The 14,348-nt window shown below is 50.3% G+C and carries 9 protein-coding genes; 6 read left to right on the forward strand and 3 right to left on the reverse strand.

All coding sequences use genetic code 11. The annotated features are described in order from the left end of the window. The first annotated feature begins 194 nt into the window (after nt 1-194). From AB1756_03600 to AB1756_03615, 4 genes are read left to right on the forward strand one after another with little or no spacing between them, the layout of a single operon-like run. Nucleotides 195-1,406, forward strand: a complete 1,212-nt coding sequence (locus tag AB1756_03600; GenBank protein ID MEW5806422.1) for an efflux RND transporter periplasmic adaptor subunit — start codon at nt 195-197, stop codon at nt 1,404-1,406. A 30-nt stretch (nt 1,407-1,436) separates the two neighbouring features. Beyond that, nucleotides 1,437-4,649: an efflux RND transporter permease subunit gene (locus AB1756_03605; GenBank protein ID MEW5806423.1), complete on the forward strand. Its 3,213-nt coding sequence runs from the start codon at nt 1,437-1,439 to the stop codon at nt 4,647-4,649. A 27-nt stretch (nt 4,650-4,676) separates the two neighbouring features. Beyond that, complete coding sequence (locus AB1756_03610; protein ID MEW5806424.1) at nt 4,677-7,781, forward strand: efflux RND transporter permease subunit; 3,105 nt, start codon at nt 4,677-4,679, stop codon at nt 7,779-7,781. 23 nt (nt 7,782-7,804) lie between these two features. Continuing rightward, nucleotides 7,805-8,455, forward strand: a complete 651-nt coding sequence (locus AB1756_03615) for a methyltransferase domain-containing protein (GenBank protein MEW5806425.1) — start codon at nt 7,805-7,807, stop codon at nt 8,453-8,455. A gap of 9 nt (nt 8,456-8,464) precedes the next feature. Here AB1756_03615 and AB1756_03620 read toward each other — a convergent pair whose 3' ends face one another. From AB1756_03620 to cyaB, 3 genes are read right to left on the reverse strand one after another with little or no spacing between them, the layout of a single operon-like run. Then, the gene (locus AB1756_03620) at nt 8,465-9,541 is read right to left on the reverse strand and encodes a phosphotransferase (protein ID MEW5806426.1); all 1,077 of its coding nucleotides are present in this window, start codon (nt 9,539-9,541) and stop codon (nt 8,465-8,467) included. 24 nt (nt 9,542-9,565) lie between these two features. Beyond that, nucleotides 9,566-10,630, reverse strand: coding sequence for an NDP-sugar synthase (locus tag AB1756_03625; protein ID MEW5806427.1), 1,065 nt, complete (start codon nt 10,628-10,630; stop codon nt 9,566-9,568). After that, nucleotides 10,627-11,199 carry a class IV adenylate cyclase gene (gene cyaB / locus AB1756_03630; GenBank protein ID MEW5806428.1) on the reverse strand — a complete coding sequence of 191 codons (573 nt, stop codon included), beginning with the start codon at nt 11,197-11,199 and terminating at the stop codon, nt 10,627-10,629. Before cyaB ends, AB1756_03625 begins: the two co-directional genes overlap by 4 nt. Before the next feature lie 203 nt (nt 11,200-11,402). Between cyaB and AB1756_03635 the strand changes: the two genes are divergently transcribed. Both AB1756_03635 and lnt read left to right on the forward strand, forming a co-directional pair. Beyond that, nucleotides 11,403-12,698, forward strand: a complete 1,296-nt coding sequence (locus AB1756_03635) for a beta-ketoacyl-[acyl-carrier-protein] synthase family protein (protein MEW5806429.1) — start codon at nt 11,403-11,405, stop codon at nt 12,696-12,698. Next, complete coding sequence (gene lnt / locus AB1756_03640; GenBank protein MEW5806430.1) at nt 12,695-14,335, forward strand: apolipoprotein N-acyltransferase; 1,641 nt, start codon at nt 12,695-12,697, stop codon at nt 14,333-14,335. Before AB1756_03635 ends, lnt begins: the two co-directional genes overlap by 4 nt. The last annotated feature ends 13 nt before the right edge of the window (nt 14,336-14,348 follow it).

The following is a 14,348-nucleotide window of genomic DNA, read 5'->3' on the forward strand; positions in this document are numbered from 1 at the left end:
TGGATGGTCAGCTTGATGTAGCCGAAGGAACCGTTAACGATCACGGCCACAATGGCGACGGAGAGGATGATCTTGAAGCCGATGCTCTTGTGCAGTTTAAGCTCTCGCATGACAGGTGTTTTTATTATACAAGAATTTTGAAACATTTTTAGTGTTTTATCGTTATCTATGTAAAACAAAGAGAGGAATTTACGATGACTCATCATGTTGTAAAGAAGAGGATTGTGCGATCATTGCTCTTTTCTTTATTTCCTGTCCTGATCCTGCTCGTCTTGCTTTATTCCTGTAAATCAAGGGTGGGCAAAGTCGATGCCTCGACAGGGACCGATAACGTCGAGTCGGAAAGTCAAGCTCAGGGGGACGCGTTACCGAAGAAGGAAACACGAGGGGAAAAACCTGCATCAGGCAAGGCCGAACCAGTAAGCAAGGAAGCCAGGAGAAAGCCCGATGGGAAGGAAGAAAACGGGGGAATTCCTGTCGAAGTCTCCGAGATCATGATCAAGGACATCTCCTCTTACATCAGCTCGACTACCAATATCGAGGCGGAGAACGAAACAACCATCCTCGCGGAAGTGGATGGACGAGTCATGGAGATCTACAAAGAAGAAGGGGACTACGTTAAAAAAGGTGAACTCCTGGCAAAACTGGATGACAGCGAAAGACTGATCATTCTTAAGAAGGCCAGGGTGAAGGCTGACAATGAAGAGACGAACTGTGCGCGCTCCAGAGAACTTCACAGTCAGAACCTGCTGAGCCCTGAAGCCTTTGACAGTGTCAGATACAAGCACGACCTTGCAATGTCGGAACTTGAGGAGGCAGAGTACAATCTGAGCAAGACGAAGATCGTGGCCCCCTTCACCGGAAAAGTTACGGCCAGGTTCATAAAAATCGGACAGAACATTCGCCAGACAGATCGGCTCTTTACAATAACTAATTTCAATCCGCTTGTTGCCAACATCTATCTCCCAGAAAAAGATGCCCTTTCACTTAGAGTCGGGCAGGACGTTCAGATTTTCGTTCCATGGGACGGGACCAGGAGATATACCGGCTCAATTGAGAGGATCAGCCCGGTCGTTGACCCGCAGACCGGGACGGTCAAGATCACGATCTATGCAAGGAATCTTCCCGAATTGATAAAACCGGGAAGCTTCGTAAACATCAACATTGTAAGGGAAGTCCATTCCGAGGCTATGCTCATCCCAAAGAGGGCTGTCATCAAAAACCTTCAGGAAGATTTTGTCTTTGTCGTGGATGGCGAGCAGGCAAGAAGAATGAAGGTAAAGCTTGGTTTCGAAGACAACGGGAATGTTGAAGTCCTTTCCGGGCTGAACCGCGCTCAGAAGGTAATCTCAGTCGGGCAGGGCGGCCTCAAAGATGGCACAAAGATCAAGATCGTTCAGGGTTGATCTCTACATCACTATAGCTGGAAGCATGAAATGAAGATCATCAATTTTTCCATCAGGAGACCGGTAACTGTCAGCATGTGCGCCATTGCGCTCATCATCTTCGGGATGGTATCCGCCTACCGGTTGCCCATCAATCTCTTCCCCACCATCTCCTATCCTGCGCTCACCATTGAGACGAAATACAGAGGTGCGGCTCCTGTCGAAGTCGAGAACCTCGTAACGAAGCCTATAGAAGAAGCGGTGGGAGTGATTTCTGGAATTCAGAGGATTGTCTCCCGCTCCAAGGCCGGCCTCTCCCAGGTAGTTCTCGAATTCGCCTGGGGACAGAACATGGATTTTGCCCAGATGGAAGTAAGGGAGAAGCTCGATCTCATCACCCTTCCGGATGATGCCGATGACCCTATGATCCTCAGATTTGATCCGGAGTCGGATCCTGTGATGAGGCTTGCGCTTTCGGGGAGTGCGGATCTGATCAGGCTCCGGTACATTGCGGAAGAAGGGCTGAAAAAAGACCTGGAATCGCTGGAAGGACTTGCAGCAATCAAGGTGAACGGTGGACTGGAAGAGGAAATTCAGGTCGTCATCGACGAGGGAAGGCTGGCATCCATAGGGATGACGCTCGAAGAGGTCAGGCAGAATCTGGCCAGGAACAACGTCAATCTGGCCGGGGGAAGCCTCTACGAAGATGAAGCGCGTTATCTGGTTAGAGCCTTCAACGAGTTTGAGGATATCCCGGACATTGAGAACACAATCATGGTGGAGAAGGATAATCGGAAGGTCTTCCTGAAAGACATCGCAATGGTCGAACGGGGCCACAAGGAGAGGGAAGTAATAACTCATTTCGGCGGGAAAGAAGCCGTTGAGCTAGCCCTGTACAAGGAAGGGGATGCCAATACGGTCCAGGTCGTACGCAGAGTGGAAGCCGCTTTGACGAATTTGAAAAAGACCCTTCCAGAAGGCGTTTCCCTCTCCACGGTCTTTGATCAGTCATTCTTCATCAGGCAGTCGATCAACGAGATTATCGGCAATGCCATCCTTGGAGGATTGATCGCCATCTTCATCATCTTCTTATTCCTGAAGGACCTCAAGAGCACAAGCATCATCGGGGTCTCCATCCCCATTTCCATAATTGCTACCTTTTTCATAATGTATCAGATGGGAGTAACGATGAACATCATGTCTCTCGGAGGGCTGGCGCTTGGTGTCGGAATGCTGGTGGATAACTCCATCGTCGTTCTGGAGTCGATTTTCCGGCACAGGAATCTCGGAAAGCCCGCCGAGGAAGCATCCCACATCGGAACGGCCGAGGTCGCCATGGCTGTATCCGCTTCGACGCTGACGACCGTGGCTGTCTTTATCCCAATCATCTTCGTTCAGGGGATAGCTGCTCAGCTCTTCAAGGATCAAGCCCTCACTGTGTCGTTCTCCCTGCTGGCTTCGCTCATCGTCGCCATCACGCTGATTCCGATGTTCTCCTCTTGGAGCATCAGGATGAATCCTGCGGAAACTGAAGAATTGACATCCTTTGTTTTTGTCACGCTTCCCAGCCTCCTCTTGAGGTTGACATCCAAAGCTGTGAAAGGGCTTTACTGGTTCCTCCTCCTCCCGCTCCGTCCATTGATCTTTCTTTTTGATAAGGCTTACTCCTGGCTCGCTGCCTTTTATCCAAGATTCCTGACATTCTCTCTGCAACACAGATATGCGGTCATCTTCGTGGCTCTTGTTATCTTCGTGCTCTCTCTGGTTGCCATGAGCAAACTCGGGGTCGAACTCGTTCCATCCCTCTCCCAGGGAGAGTTCTACTTCAGACTCGAACTCCCTCAGGGAACTCCTCTCGACGTGACGAACAGAATAGCAAATATTATCGAGGAAAAGGTCATAGAAGTAGATGGAGTCGAGTCATGTTTCGGCTCCATCGGTGCCTTTCAGCTGACAACAGAGACGGAGACGGGGCAGGGAGAAAACATCGCGCAGCTCAACATCACGATGAAGAACAGGGGAGACCGGGGAGAAGAGACCAGGACCATCGCTGCAATCAGGAAGATCCTGGGAGAGTACAAACGAGTAGACTATAAATTCGGGAGACCGACAACCTTCTCCTTCAAGACTCCTGTCGAAGTCGAAATATATGGAAACGAAATCGATGAGGTGGCCACAGTCTCCCGTGTCCTGGCCGTAAGGATCGCCCGGATTCCGGGTGTAGTCGATGTCAGATCGTCCCTTCAGAAGGGGAATCCCGAGCTCCAGATCGTTTTTGATCGTGATAAGCTTTCCAAATGGAATCTTGATCTGATGACCCTCTCTAACGTCATCCGGCAGAAGATCAAAGGGGATGTGGCAACGAAGCTGAACAGAGGAGAGAGGGAAGTGGACATCAGGATCTACACACACCCGCTCTCAGAGACAACCATCGATGGAGTGAAAAATCTGATCGTGGCCAATGTCGGAGAGATACCGATCAGGCTAAGCTCCGTGGCGGATGTCCGTATGGAGACCGGTCCCAGCGAAATAAGAAGGATCGGGCAGAAGAGGGCGGCAGTCGTGACCGCCAACCTTTCTGGAATCGACCTTGGATCAGTTTCCGGGAAGATCGAAAATCTTCTTAAAGATTATCCTCTTCCAATGAACATGACGGCTCAGATCTCGGGGGAGAATCAGGAGATGAGGCGTTCCTATCGGTCCCTTCTCTTCGCCTTCGCACTCGCCATATTTCTGGTCTATTTCGTCATGGCGGCGCAATTTGAATCTCTCCTCAAACCTTTCATCATCATGTTCACGGTCCCTCTGGGATTGGTAGGGGTTGCTATCGCACTCCTTCTCACAGGGAGCATCATCAACATCGTCGTCATGATCGGGATCGTCATGCTGGCAGGGATCGTCGTGAACAATGCCATCGTCTTCATCGATTGCATCGGTCAACTGCGGAAAGCGGGTCGGGATAAATTTGCGGCCATTGTGGAAGCGGGAAGTATCCGCCTCCGGCCGATTCTGATGACAACGGCGACGACAGTTCTCGGGCTTGCTCCAATGGCTCTAGGCTTTGGTGAAGGGTCGGAGGTCAAGGCTCCCATGGCGATCACCGTCATAGGGGGACTGAGTGTGGCGACATTCCTGACCCTTATCGTGATCCCCTGCGCCTATGCCATCGTTGACCGCAAAGGAGTCCTTATAGTCCCAGAGGCAGAAAGGATGCGAGAGAATCTTAAGGGCAGGACGGCAGAATCCACCTCCTCTTCTCAGTAGATTTGATAATTTAAAAGAGATCATAATATGAGGATTGCGAAAATATCGGTGAAGAAGCCGGTGGCGACCTTCATGGTGTATATCTCTCTTCTCATCCTGGGAGCGATCGCCATATACAGGATACCTCTGGCCTTCCTGCCAACTCTTGACTGGCCAGAGATGTGGGTCTGGATCCCATACCCGAATTCGAGCCCAACATACATCGAGAAGAACATCGTGAAGCCTGCCGAGGAGATGCTCTCCACCATAAGCGGGCTTAAGAAAATAAGGGCGACGGCCGACGCTGATTCCGCTCAGTTTCAGATCACCTTCGACTGGGGCAAGAAGCTCGACATGGTACGTATGCAGGTCGATGAGAAGCTGGACATCGCCAAGAGAGAAATGCCCGATGACGTCGAGCATATTTACGTCTTCAATTTCAACACGACGGACATCCCGGTCGTACAGGCGAGAATTTCAGCTACGGGAGTGGACCTCTCCAAGAACTACGACCTCCTGGACAAGAGGATCGCGAATAAGATCCGGAGGATCCCGGGCGTTGCCAAGGTTGAGCTGAACGGCGTCCAGGCGAGAGAGATCAACATCTATCTCATCCTCGATAAGATAAAGGAGCATGGCATCGATGTCGGAGGGCTCGTCCGAAGACTTCAGGGAGCCAACACCCAGATGAGTCTCGGTAAGATCTCCGAAGATGGATTTCACTTCAACGTTCGTGTCCTCGGGAACTTCGAGACCATCGAGCTCATCGAAGATTTTAAGGTCAACGACAGGGGGTTACGGCTCAAGGATATTGCGACCATCACCTACGAGGAACCGGCTCTGACTTTCGGGCGGCATCTAAACAGGCAGGGCGCAGTGGCTCTCGAGGTCTTCAAGGAATCTTCCGCCAATACAGTGGAGGTCGCAAGGAACGTACTGGATGCAATAAATAGTGACATAGGAAGAGACCCGCTGCTGAAAGGGATCGAACTCTTCATATGGAACGATCAGGCGGCAGAGATCATAAACAGCGTCAACGGCCTGCGGAATGCCGGGCTCGTAGGCGGTATCCTTGCAGTATTCGTTCTCTACTTTTTCCTGAGACGTTGGGATGCGACCTTTATCGTTTCTCTGGCTATACCTCTTTCCCTCGTGACGGCTTCCGTAGTCCTCTTCATCATGGGGAAAAATTTCAACATCCTTTCCATGATGGGGTTAATGCTTGGAGTGGGAATGTTGGTGGACAACGCCATAGTCGTCCTGGAATCGATTTACAGGAGATACCAGAAGACCGGTGACCCGATCTCATCCTCCATCATGGGAACTAAGGAAGTTGGAATGGCCGTGGCCTGCGCCACAATGACAACCCTGATTGTCTTCCTTCCGCTCATAATCGGAGGAAGGGATGAGCTCTCCGTCTGGCTCAAGGAGGTCGGGATCTCGATATCGATTACCCTCATCTGTTCACTCTTCGTCTCTCTGACTCTCATCCCCCTGATGGCTTCAAGGATCCTGATGAGAAAGACCGGGAAAGAGTCAAAATTCATAAGCTTCCTCCAGGATAGATACGTGAGTGCCATCTCCTGGACGATGAGGCACCGCATAGCCATGTTCCTCGTTATCATCGGCACTCTGGTCCTTGGCGTCCTCCCATTTGCCATGGGGTGGGTGAGCGCCAAGCCCTTCTCTGGAGGGATTAAGTACAACAGGCTCGGCATTCGTTATGAGTTTTTCGACTATTTCTACAAGTCACAGGCTGAGGACTACGTCAACAGAATGGAGGACTACCTTTTCAAGAATGCGAAGGAGTTCCACATCAAGACCGTGTACAGCATGTTTTCCGACAACGATGCCCAGAGCATCATCACCTTCGACAGGAGCGATCTGACAGACGACGACATCCAGAAGTTGCGAAAAAAGATTCGGGAAGAGCATCCCGTCCTGCCTGGAGCAAAGATCGGCTTCTGGGGCGAGGAGGACGATCGGGAGAGTCCGGTCCAGAGGGTTAGCGTCAACCTATACGGCGAGAGAACGGAATTCCTTTCCACTATGGCAGATGAGGCGATCAGAAGAATGTCGCAGCTTGAAGGGTTGGAAGATGTCAGAAGCTCCATTCTGTCAGGCAAGAACGAGGTCAAGGTTTCCCTCAACAAGGAACTTGCCGCGAAGTATGGCCTCTCGCCGGAGGAGCTCTCGAGGATCTTTTATTTCACGATGGGAGGCCAGAAACTCAGGAAGTTCAATGCAGGCGACAGGGAAGTTGACGTCTACATTTCACTGGATAAATCCGACAGGGAAGACATCGAAGATCTCAAGAAGCTGGTGGTCGTGGGAACAGAAAGGCGCGGCGTTCCGCTGGGAGACCTTGCGGAATTCAGTATCGTCCCGAGAGCGGAGCGAATCGTGCGGGAGGACAAGAAGACGACTGTCACGGTAAGCGCCACCTATGAAGGGAAGAACTTCAAGAAGGCTCAGGCAGAATTGAAGAGAATCTTTGATTCCATGGATTTCCCGCCCGGGTATTCATGGTCCTTCGGGGAGCGGATGAGGCAGGAGCAGGAACAGACCAGGCAAATGATCGTCAATCTTCTTCTCGCTCTTGCTCTGATCTACATAGTCATGGCCTCTCTCTTCGAATCGCTCTCCCATCCATTTTCCATCGTCTTCTCGATCCCCTTTGCCTTGCCGGGTATCTCCTGGCTTCTGCTCGCCACGCAGACACCTTTCAACATCATGGCGCAGATCGGGTTGCTGATCCTGATGGGGATCGTCGTCAACAATGGGATCGTCCTCATCGATAAAGTCAATCAATTGAGACGGGATGGTTTTCCAAGAGATGAAGCAATCGTTGTGGCCGGAAGAGAACGATTGAGACCGATCCTGATGACCGCCCTGACAACAATCCTTGGCATCCTTCCGATGTCCTTGGGATCTTCCTCTGTGGGAGATGCCTATTACTATCCAATGGCAAGAACGGTCATGGGAGGATTGGCGGCTTCGACATTGCTGACGCTCCTTATCCTCCCATACATCTATACAATTTTCGACGAGATCGCAGCCTGGGCAAAGAAGGTCGTGGTTCTCTCCCAACGCAGTCGGATCTTTCCTCCGAAAAATCTTCAATTAAAACTCGGGATTCAGACTAAAATATGATTCTGTCTGATATCTGGAATCATATGAAAGAATTCGCGAAATCGGTCATTCCGAATTGTGGCATGAACCTGTTAAGAAAGCTTCGATGCCTTGTCTTGACCATCCGTTTCCGGATCTTTGGAAGAAAGCCGGCCCGATTGGAGACCTCGAAGGCCCGGGCAAGAAGGATCCGGGAGAATTTCTTTGAAGAGTACTGTAAAGGGCAGGGGCTTGACATCGGTTATGGGGGTGACCTTCTGGCGCCGAACTGTCGCGGGTGGGATTTTGAGCATGGCGACGCACAGTTTCTCAGAAAGGTGAAAGACTCCAGCTTTGATTTTGTCTACTCCTCGCACCTGCTTGAACATATGGAAGATCCCTCCGTGGCGCTGAAGAACTGGTGGAGGGTATTAAAACCGGGAGGCTATCTGCTTCTCTACATGCCCCATAGAGAGCTTTACGAAAAGAGGAATACTCTCCCTTCGCGATGGAACCCTTCCCACAAACATTTTTTCCTGCCATACAGGGACGAGCCTCCCGACACAATCGGCCTCGTTCCACTGATCGAGCGATCGTTGAAGAATTTCAGGATCGTCTATGTCAGGGAATGCAGTGAGGGGCATACAATCACTGATCCCCGTATTCACAGCGATGGAGAGTATTCGATTGAAGCCGTCATTCAGAAATTAGAGTAACCGCCTCCGTCATGCCTTTTCATCCGGAATGCCGATAGGTGAAGCAAGCAAGATAAGGTTCCGGGGAGGCATTGTGATGGAGAGCTTATCAAGGTTCTTCCTGATATAGTTCAACGTGGCAGGAACGTACCTTAGATAATAATGGTTCTTCCTGACCCGCGATTGAAAGGCAAACGTGCCAAGTGCTTTGATATTTCGCTGTATGCAGGTGAGGTCGAACTCTCTTCTGAAACTATTTCTCTTCTCACTATCAGGACCTGAAAGGAATTGCTGGAAGCGGGATTCTCTTTTCGCCGTAAGGATGGATTGATGCGAAACCATCCTTTCCCGTATCGTGTCAATGTAATAGTCGAGCATCTCATTGATGACATCTTCTTCATATGAGACATAGGAATCCCTCAGGAATGAGGCAAGATCATATGTGTAAGGGCCGAGCCTGGCATCCTGGAAATCCGTCATGTAAAGCTCGGCATCGACGACGATGAGATTCCTCGAGTGGAAATCCCTGTGGCAGAGGACACTCCCGAATCCGGAAACATCTCCGGCAAGACCGTTGAACCAGGACCGGAGCCCCCCCTCTTCCACTTCTGTCAACCTTAGATCGAGGAGCCCCAGGACGTAATGTTCGTAGAAAAAGTTCAGCTCAAAGATGAAACGGTCCCTGTCGAGAGCGTATTTGGAGGCGATGCAGGTCTCATCGAGAGCTTCCGTCCCCTTGAGCTGAAGATCGACGATAATATCGATAGCCTTGCGGCACAGAGCCTTAACCATGTTGACTCTTTTCTCTTCTATGAGGTTGAGCATCAGGTTTTGGAGAAGCGTGTCTCCGAGATCGCTGAGCACAATCACCCCGGTTTCCGCGTGAACCTCGAGGATCTCCGGGATCCGAAAACCATGTCTCTTCAGGAAACGCCAGATATCGATGTAGGGATGTTTCTCATCCTCGAAGTTGGATGCGCACTGCATCAGGACGAATGATCGGCCATGGATCGATATCCTGTAGAATTTCCTCTCGGAGGCATCCCCGGCAAGCTGGATGATGCTCGCCTCCTTCCCATATCTTTTCCTGACGAACTCTTCTACCATTATTGATACCTGCCTCTCCGGTTGTCACGAAAGGAATTGCTTTATCAAAAGGTCGCCTTTCCTGTGAATATCCTCCGGAATAATAACATGAATACAGTCGGCTGGAACCGTGGAGATGGCGACACCATGCAGTTTCATCCCATCAGGAATGATGACCCCTTCACCGACGATGCATTTCGACAGAGAGGCTCCCCTCCTTATCACGGAGTGCCGGTGGAGTATAGAGTTACTGATGGATGCTTCCCTTTCCACGCGGCATCCCCGATCTCCGACTACCATTCCCGACAGTCGTACTTCTTCGTCGATCATTACATCTTCAGTGGAGAAGAGAAGACAAGATCCCCCGGAATACTGAAACTGTCCCGTTTCCGGCACGTTCAAGATCTTTTGGATGAACTCCAGTCTCGTCCCGGCCAGTTGAATGTGACCCTGAAGATATTTGCTCAGATCCCCGAATTCGAACCAGAATCCCTGGTGTTCAAAGGCTTTAATGGGAAGCCGCTTCTCCATGGCATCTCTGTAAGTATCTCTGATGATGTCCAGCCTTTCCCCTTCGGGTATCCGATCGAGGATCTCCGGCTCCAGGATGTGGATCCCGCAGAAGATGTGATCTCCCTTCCCTTCGGCAATCGCACGGACATTCCACTCTTCATCGATGAGGAGCCTGGAATACCCGTCGGTCGTCGATCTCATCACGACTAGCGTGGCAAGGGCACCGTAGCTTTCATGATGCTCAATGGCTTTCTCCAGGTTGACATCGGAGATGAAATCACTGTTGAGAAGGATGAATCTCTTTCCATCGAAGAATTTCTCGATCTTCCTGACTCCTCCTGCCGTTCCGAGAATCCTCTCTTCATGAGAATAACTGATACTGATGTTCAGATCAGATCCATCCTTCAGGATGGAACGGATGGAATCGGGTCTATGATGGAGATTCACGGCGACCTCATTGATACCGAATCGCTTCAAATACTCTGCCGCATGGACAATGAACGGTCTGTTGAAGAGGGGCAGGGAAGATTTTGCCCTCATGAACGTCAGGGGACGCATCCTTTCCCCTAATCCCGCTGCCAGGATCATTCCCTTCATTTCCTGGTTCCTTCCGGAAAGAGCAAGTCGGACGCGGGGAGTCCTCTCTCTCTCAGATACGCTAGATGAAATGTACGATAGCTGACGTTGATGTAGTCCGCTTTGGAGAATCCGAGAGAACGCGCTGCGGAGTCGATCTCTTCTTCGCTTCCTTCCAGCTCGATGAAGTCGCCGATGGGTGTCCTGTCGATCGAAACATGCAGGTTACCCCATAAGTATTCCGCCCTGTATTTCTGGTATCTGTAAACGGCCTTAAGATTCAGAGATTTCAGAATGGCTATTAGCGTTTGAGAATCGCTTACTCTTGTTTCGATCTCGGAACGTATCTTGTAGGCTGATCCTTCATCTCGCTTCTCCTTCTTCTTCATGGTTAGCGTGCATTCCCCGGCATACTCCCTGATCCGCAAAACGATACCTTTCTCTTGCAAAGAAAGATCACGGTAATCGAAAAGGAGATTATCTTCAAAGAAAAGGTCTTTTTCCCGGATACCGCCCATTTTCTCGATTTCTTCCATGGCTCTTTCGGCATCGTCGATCTTCAACTTGATCTCTATCTCTTTCCGGAACATCTTCCATGCCTCTCTCAAAGTTCCTGAAGCTGTCGCGTTCAAACTATCCAGTACTTATCTTAATACAAAGAGCAACTTCCTGAGAGAAAATCTTTTTAAACGAATCATTTTGTGCTATAAAATTGCCCTTTTTTGAAAAGATATTGAAAAAAATCGATAAGGCTGTATAAATAAGAGCGGACAAGCTTTTAGCCAGGGGGGGTATGTCAATTCGAGTCGTCATAACGGGGCTGGGGATCATCTCTTCGATAGGGATTGGAAAAGATGAATTCTGGATGAACTCGCTTGCCGGAAAGTCCGGCGGGAAAAAGCTTGATTACCCCTGGATGAACGGGAATGTCTTTTACACCCATATCGGAGCACCGGTTACCAATTTCAACCCGATCGATTTCAGCATTCTGGACAAGGAAATCAGCATCATCGATAAAGTCTCCGCGTTTGCGCTTGCAGCAGCTTATATGGCTCTTCTGGATGCCGGATTGCGACCAATGCTTTACGACGCCAAGAAGAGTTTCAACAGGATCGAAGGGATTGATCCGGAAAGGCTGGCTGTTGTCGTAGGCTCCGGGATCGGAGGGTTAACCACGACAGAGATCAGTCATGGACAGTGGAAAATGAATGCCAGCAGGAAGGGGGTCAAAAGGTATTCTCTGCCGATGCTGATCCCGAATGCACCTGCAGCACAGGTCGCCATGAAGTACCAGGCAAAGGCAGAATGCAAAGCGATCTCCACTGCCTGCGCTGCAGGCACAATGGCCATCGGCGATGCTTACAAATTGATTAAAGCTGGCGAGGCAGATTATGCTCTCGCTGGAGGAGCAGAGGCCGCATTAAGTGATAACGATGGCTACGGGTTGATGGGTTTTGACCTCCTGAGCACGATGTCCACAAGGAACGATGATCCGGAACACGCCAGCCGTCCCTTCGATAAGAACCGGGACGGGTTCGTTCTGAGTGAGGGAGCCTCCATCCTTGTACTCGAGAGGCTGGAGAACGCCCTCGCGAGAGGTACCGGTATCTATGCGGAGATCATAGGATACGAGACTAACTGCGATGCTTATAGCATGATGATGCTGGAGCCGAACGCATCTCAGATCATAAGGTTGATGAAGAATCTCATCGGCAGGAACGGAGTCTCCATCGACGACATTGATTACATCAATGCTCACGGTACATCCACGGTCCTCAACGACAAGATCGAGACATTAGCCATCAAAGAGGTTTTTGGTAAAAAGGCTCACGACCTGATTGTCACTTCCACGAAATCTATGACGGGGCATGCCATAGCAGCCTCTGGAGCCATCGAGGCCGCATCCACGGCTTTGACTATCAAGCATGGGAAGATTCCTCCGACCATCAACTACGAGACACCCGATCCGGAGTGTGACCTGAACTATCTGCCCAACAGGGCGGCCGATAAGGAAGTGAGAGTGGCACTCAGCAATTCCTATGGATTCGGCGGCCATAACGCAAGCCTTCTCATAAAGAAATTCGAATGAAATCTAGAAGGAAAGAAGCATCCTTCAGAAGAAATAGCTCCTTTTTCTTGCAGAAGAGGTATTATCTCCCGCTCCTATCCGCGATCCTTCTGGCGGCTTCACTGATACCATACCATCTGCTGGTAACGAATTTTCTCTTCCTCATCCCGTTATTTTTCTTCATAAAGCGGCTGGATGACTGGAGGGATGCCATGAAAGGGGGACTCTGGTTTGGCGTTCCCCTTTACCTGATCAGCGCGTACTGGTTCTATGCCCTGATAAGGATATCTTATTTTACAATCTTGATCTACCTGGCTGTCGTCGTCTATTTTTCAATCTTCATGACATTATTCGTCCTGATTTCCTATCAGTTCCATAGAAGATGGGGCATTCGCTTTTTCCTGTTCGCCCCCTTCCTCTGGATCATCCTGGAACATGTGAGGACGTTCGGTCCCTTTAAATTAACTGTCGACCATCTTTCCAATTCCATGGCCATCTATCCCTATCTTATCCAGTTCATCGATCTCACAGGTCCCTACGGACTCACATTCTGGCTGATCCTGAGCAACGCCCTGATCTTCGAAGCAGTCCATTCCTTCCAGGCAAGCAAGAGATTCTTCGTCTATTCGGTTATCGTCCTGCTTGTCATCCTGCTGCCATCGGTTTACAGCTTGCATTTATGGAAGTCTCTGAAGTTCGAGCATGATCTAAAAGTCTCCCTGATCCAGCCGAATATCCCGCTGGAAAAAAAACTGAATAGAGAGTTTGCATCGGAGAACATGGAGACCATACAATCCATCGTCTCCCAGGCCGTCAGGCAGAAGCCCGACATCCTCATCTGGCCAGAGACGTCGTTTCCTTTCACGGTGCAGCACTGGATCAAGAGATCCCCTGCACCGTCCCTGCCCGAGATCTCGGCGTTAGCCCAGTACTCTTACACACCAATGCTCGTGGGAGCGGAATATGCCAGGATCAGGACAAAGGAAGATTATGACATCTACAATGCGGCACTGCTGATGGATTCAGGGGGAAGGATCCTGGACTTCTACGGGAAAGTGTATCTCGTCCCCTTCGTGGAGGGGATTCCGTTCAAAGAACTTCTCGGAGTGAAGAGGCTGGGGAGGAAGGGATTTCTGTCTCAACTTGGGGGCTTTACTCCGGGAGAGAAGCTAACCGTCTTTGAATTCGAGAAGAGGAAGCCGCAATTCATGCAACCGGAGCAGCAGAAAGGGCAGTCTGAAGGAAAAGAGAAAGTGAAATTCGGAACCCTCATCTGCTACGAGGGGCTTTATCCGGAACTTGCAAGAAAGATGCGAAAGGGTGGGGCGAACTTCCTTGCATGCATAACTAACGATGCATGGTTCGGCGATACCCTCTTTCCCCGCTGGCATGCCAGGATACTACGTATGAGAGCAGTTGAGAACCGCATCTCAGTTGTGAGATGCGGTAATACCGGAATCTCCGGTTTTTGCGACCCGGCCGGCAGGATGTATCAAACAACGGAGCTTTTCACGAAGGCGATTGTCTCCGGTCTCATTGCAACGACAAATCTGGACACCTTCTACTCGAGATATGGAGATATCATTCTCTATCTTTCCTATCCCATCATCCTTCTCATAGCTTTTGCTGCAGTAATAAGGAAAAGACCTCATGCCTGACATGTTTTGTATT

It is taken from the genome of Acidobacteriota bacterium, assembly GCA_040752675.1.
Lineage (GTDB): Bacteria > Acidobacteriota > Polarisedimenticolia > JBFMGF01 > JBFMGF01 > JBFMGF01.

What these genes read in the sequence shown, in the direction of transcription:
- AB1756_03600 (MEW5806422.1), top strand. Translation starts at nt 195, where the DNA reads ATGACTCATCATGTTGTAAAGAAGAGGATTGTGCGATCATTGCTCTTT.
- AB1756_03605 (MEW5806423.1), top strand. Translation starts at nt 1,437, where the DNA reads ATGAAGATCATCAATTTTTCCATCAGGAGACCGGTAACTGTCAGCATG.
- AB1756_03610 (MEW5806424.1), top strand. Translation starts at nt 4,677, where the DNA reads ATGAGGATTGCGAAAATATCGGTGAAGAAGCCGGTGGCGACCTTCATG.
- AB1756_03615 (MEW5806425.1), top strand. Translation starts at nt 7,805, where the DNA reads ATGAAAGAATTCGCGAAATCGGTCATTCCGAATTGTGGCATGAACCTG.
- AB1756_03620 (MEW5806426.1), bottom strand. Translation starts at nt 9,541, where the DNA reads ATGGTAGAAGAGTTCGTCAGGAAAAGATATGGGAAGGAGGCGAGCATC.
- AB1756_03625 (MEW5806427.1), bottom strand. Translation starts at nt 10,630, where the DNA reads ATGAAGGGAATGATCCTGGCAGCGGGATTAGGGGAAAGGATGCGTCCC.
- cyaB (MEW5806428.1), bottom strand. Translation starts at nt 11,199, where the DNA reads ATGTTCCGGAAAGAGATAGAGATCAAGTTGAAGATCGACGATGCCGAA.
- AB1756_03635 (MEW5806429.1), top strand. Translation starts at nt 11,403, where the DNA reads ATGTCAATTCGAGTCGTCATAACGGGGCTGGGGATCATCTCTTCGATA.
- lnt (MEW5806430.1), top strand. Translation starts at nt 12,695, where the DNA reads ATGAAATCTAGAAGGAAAGAAGCATCCTTCAGAAGAAATAGCTCCTTT.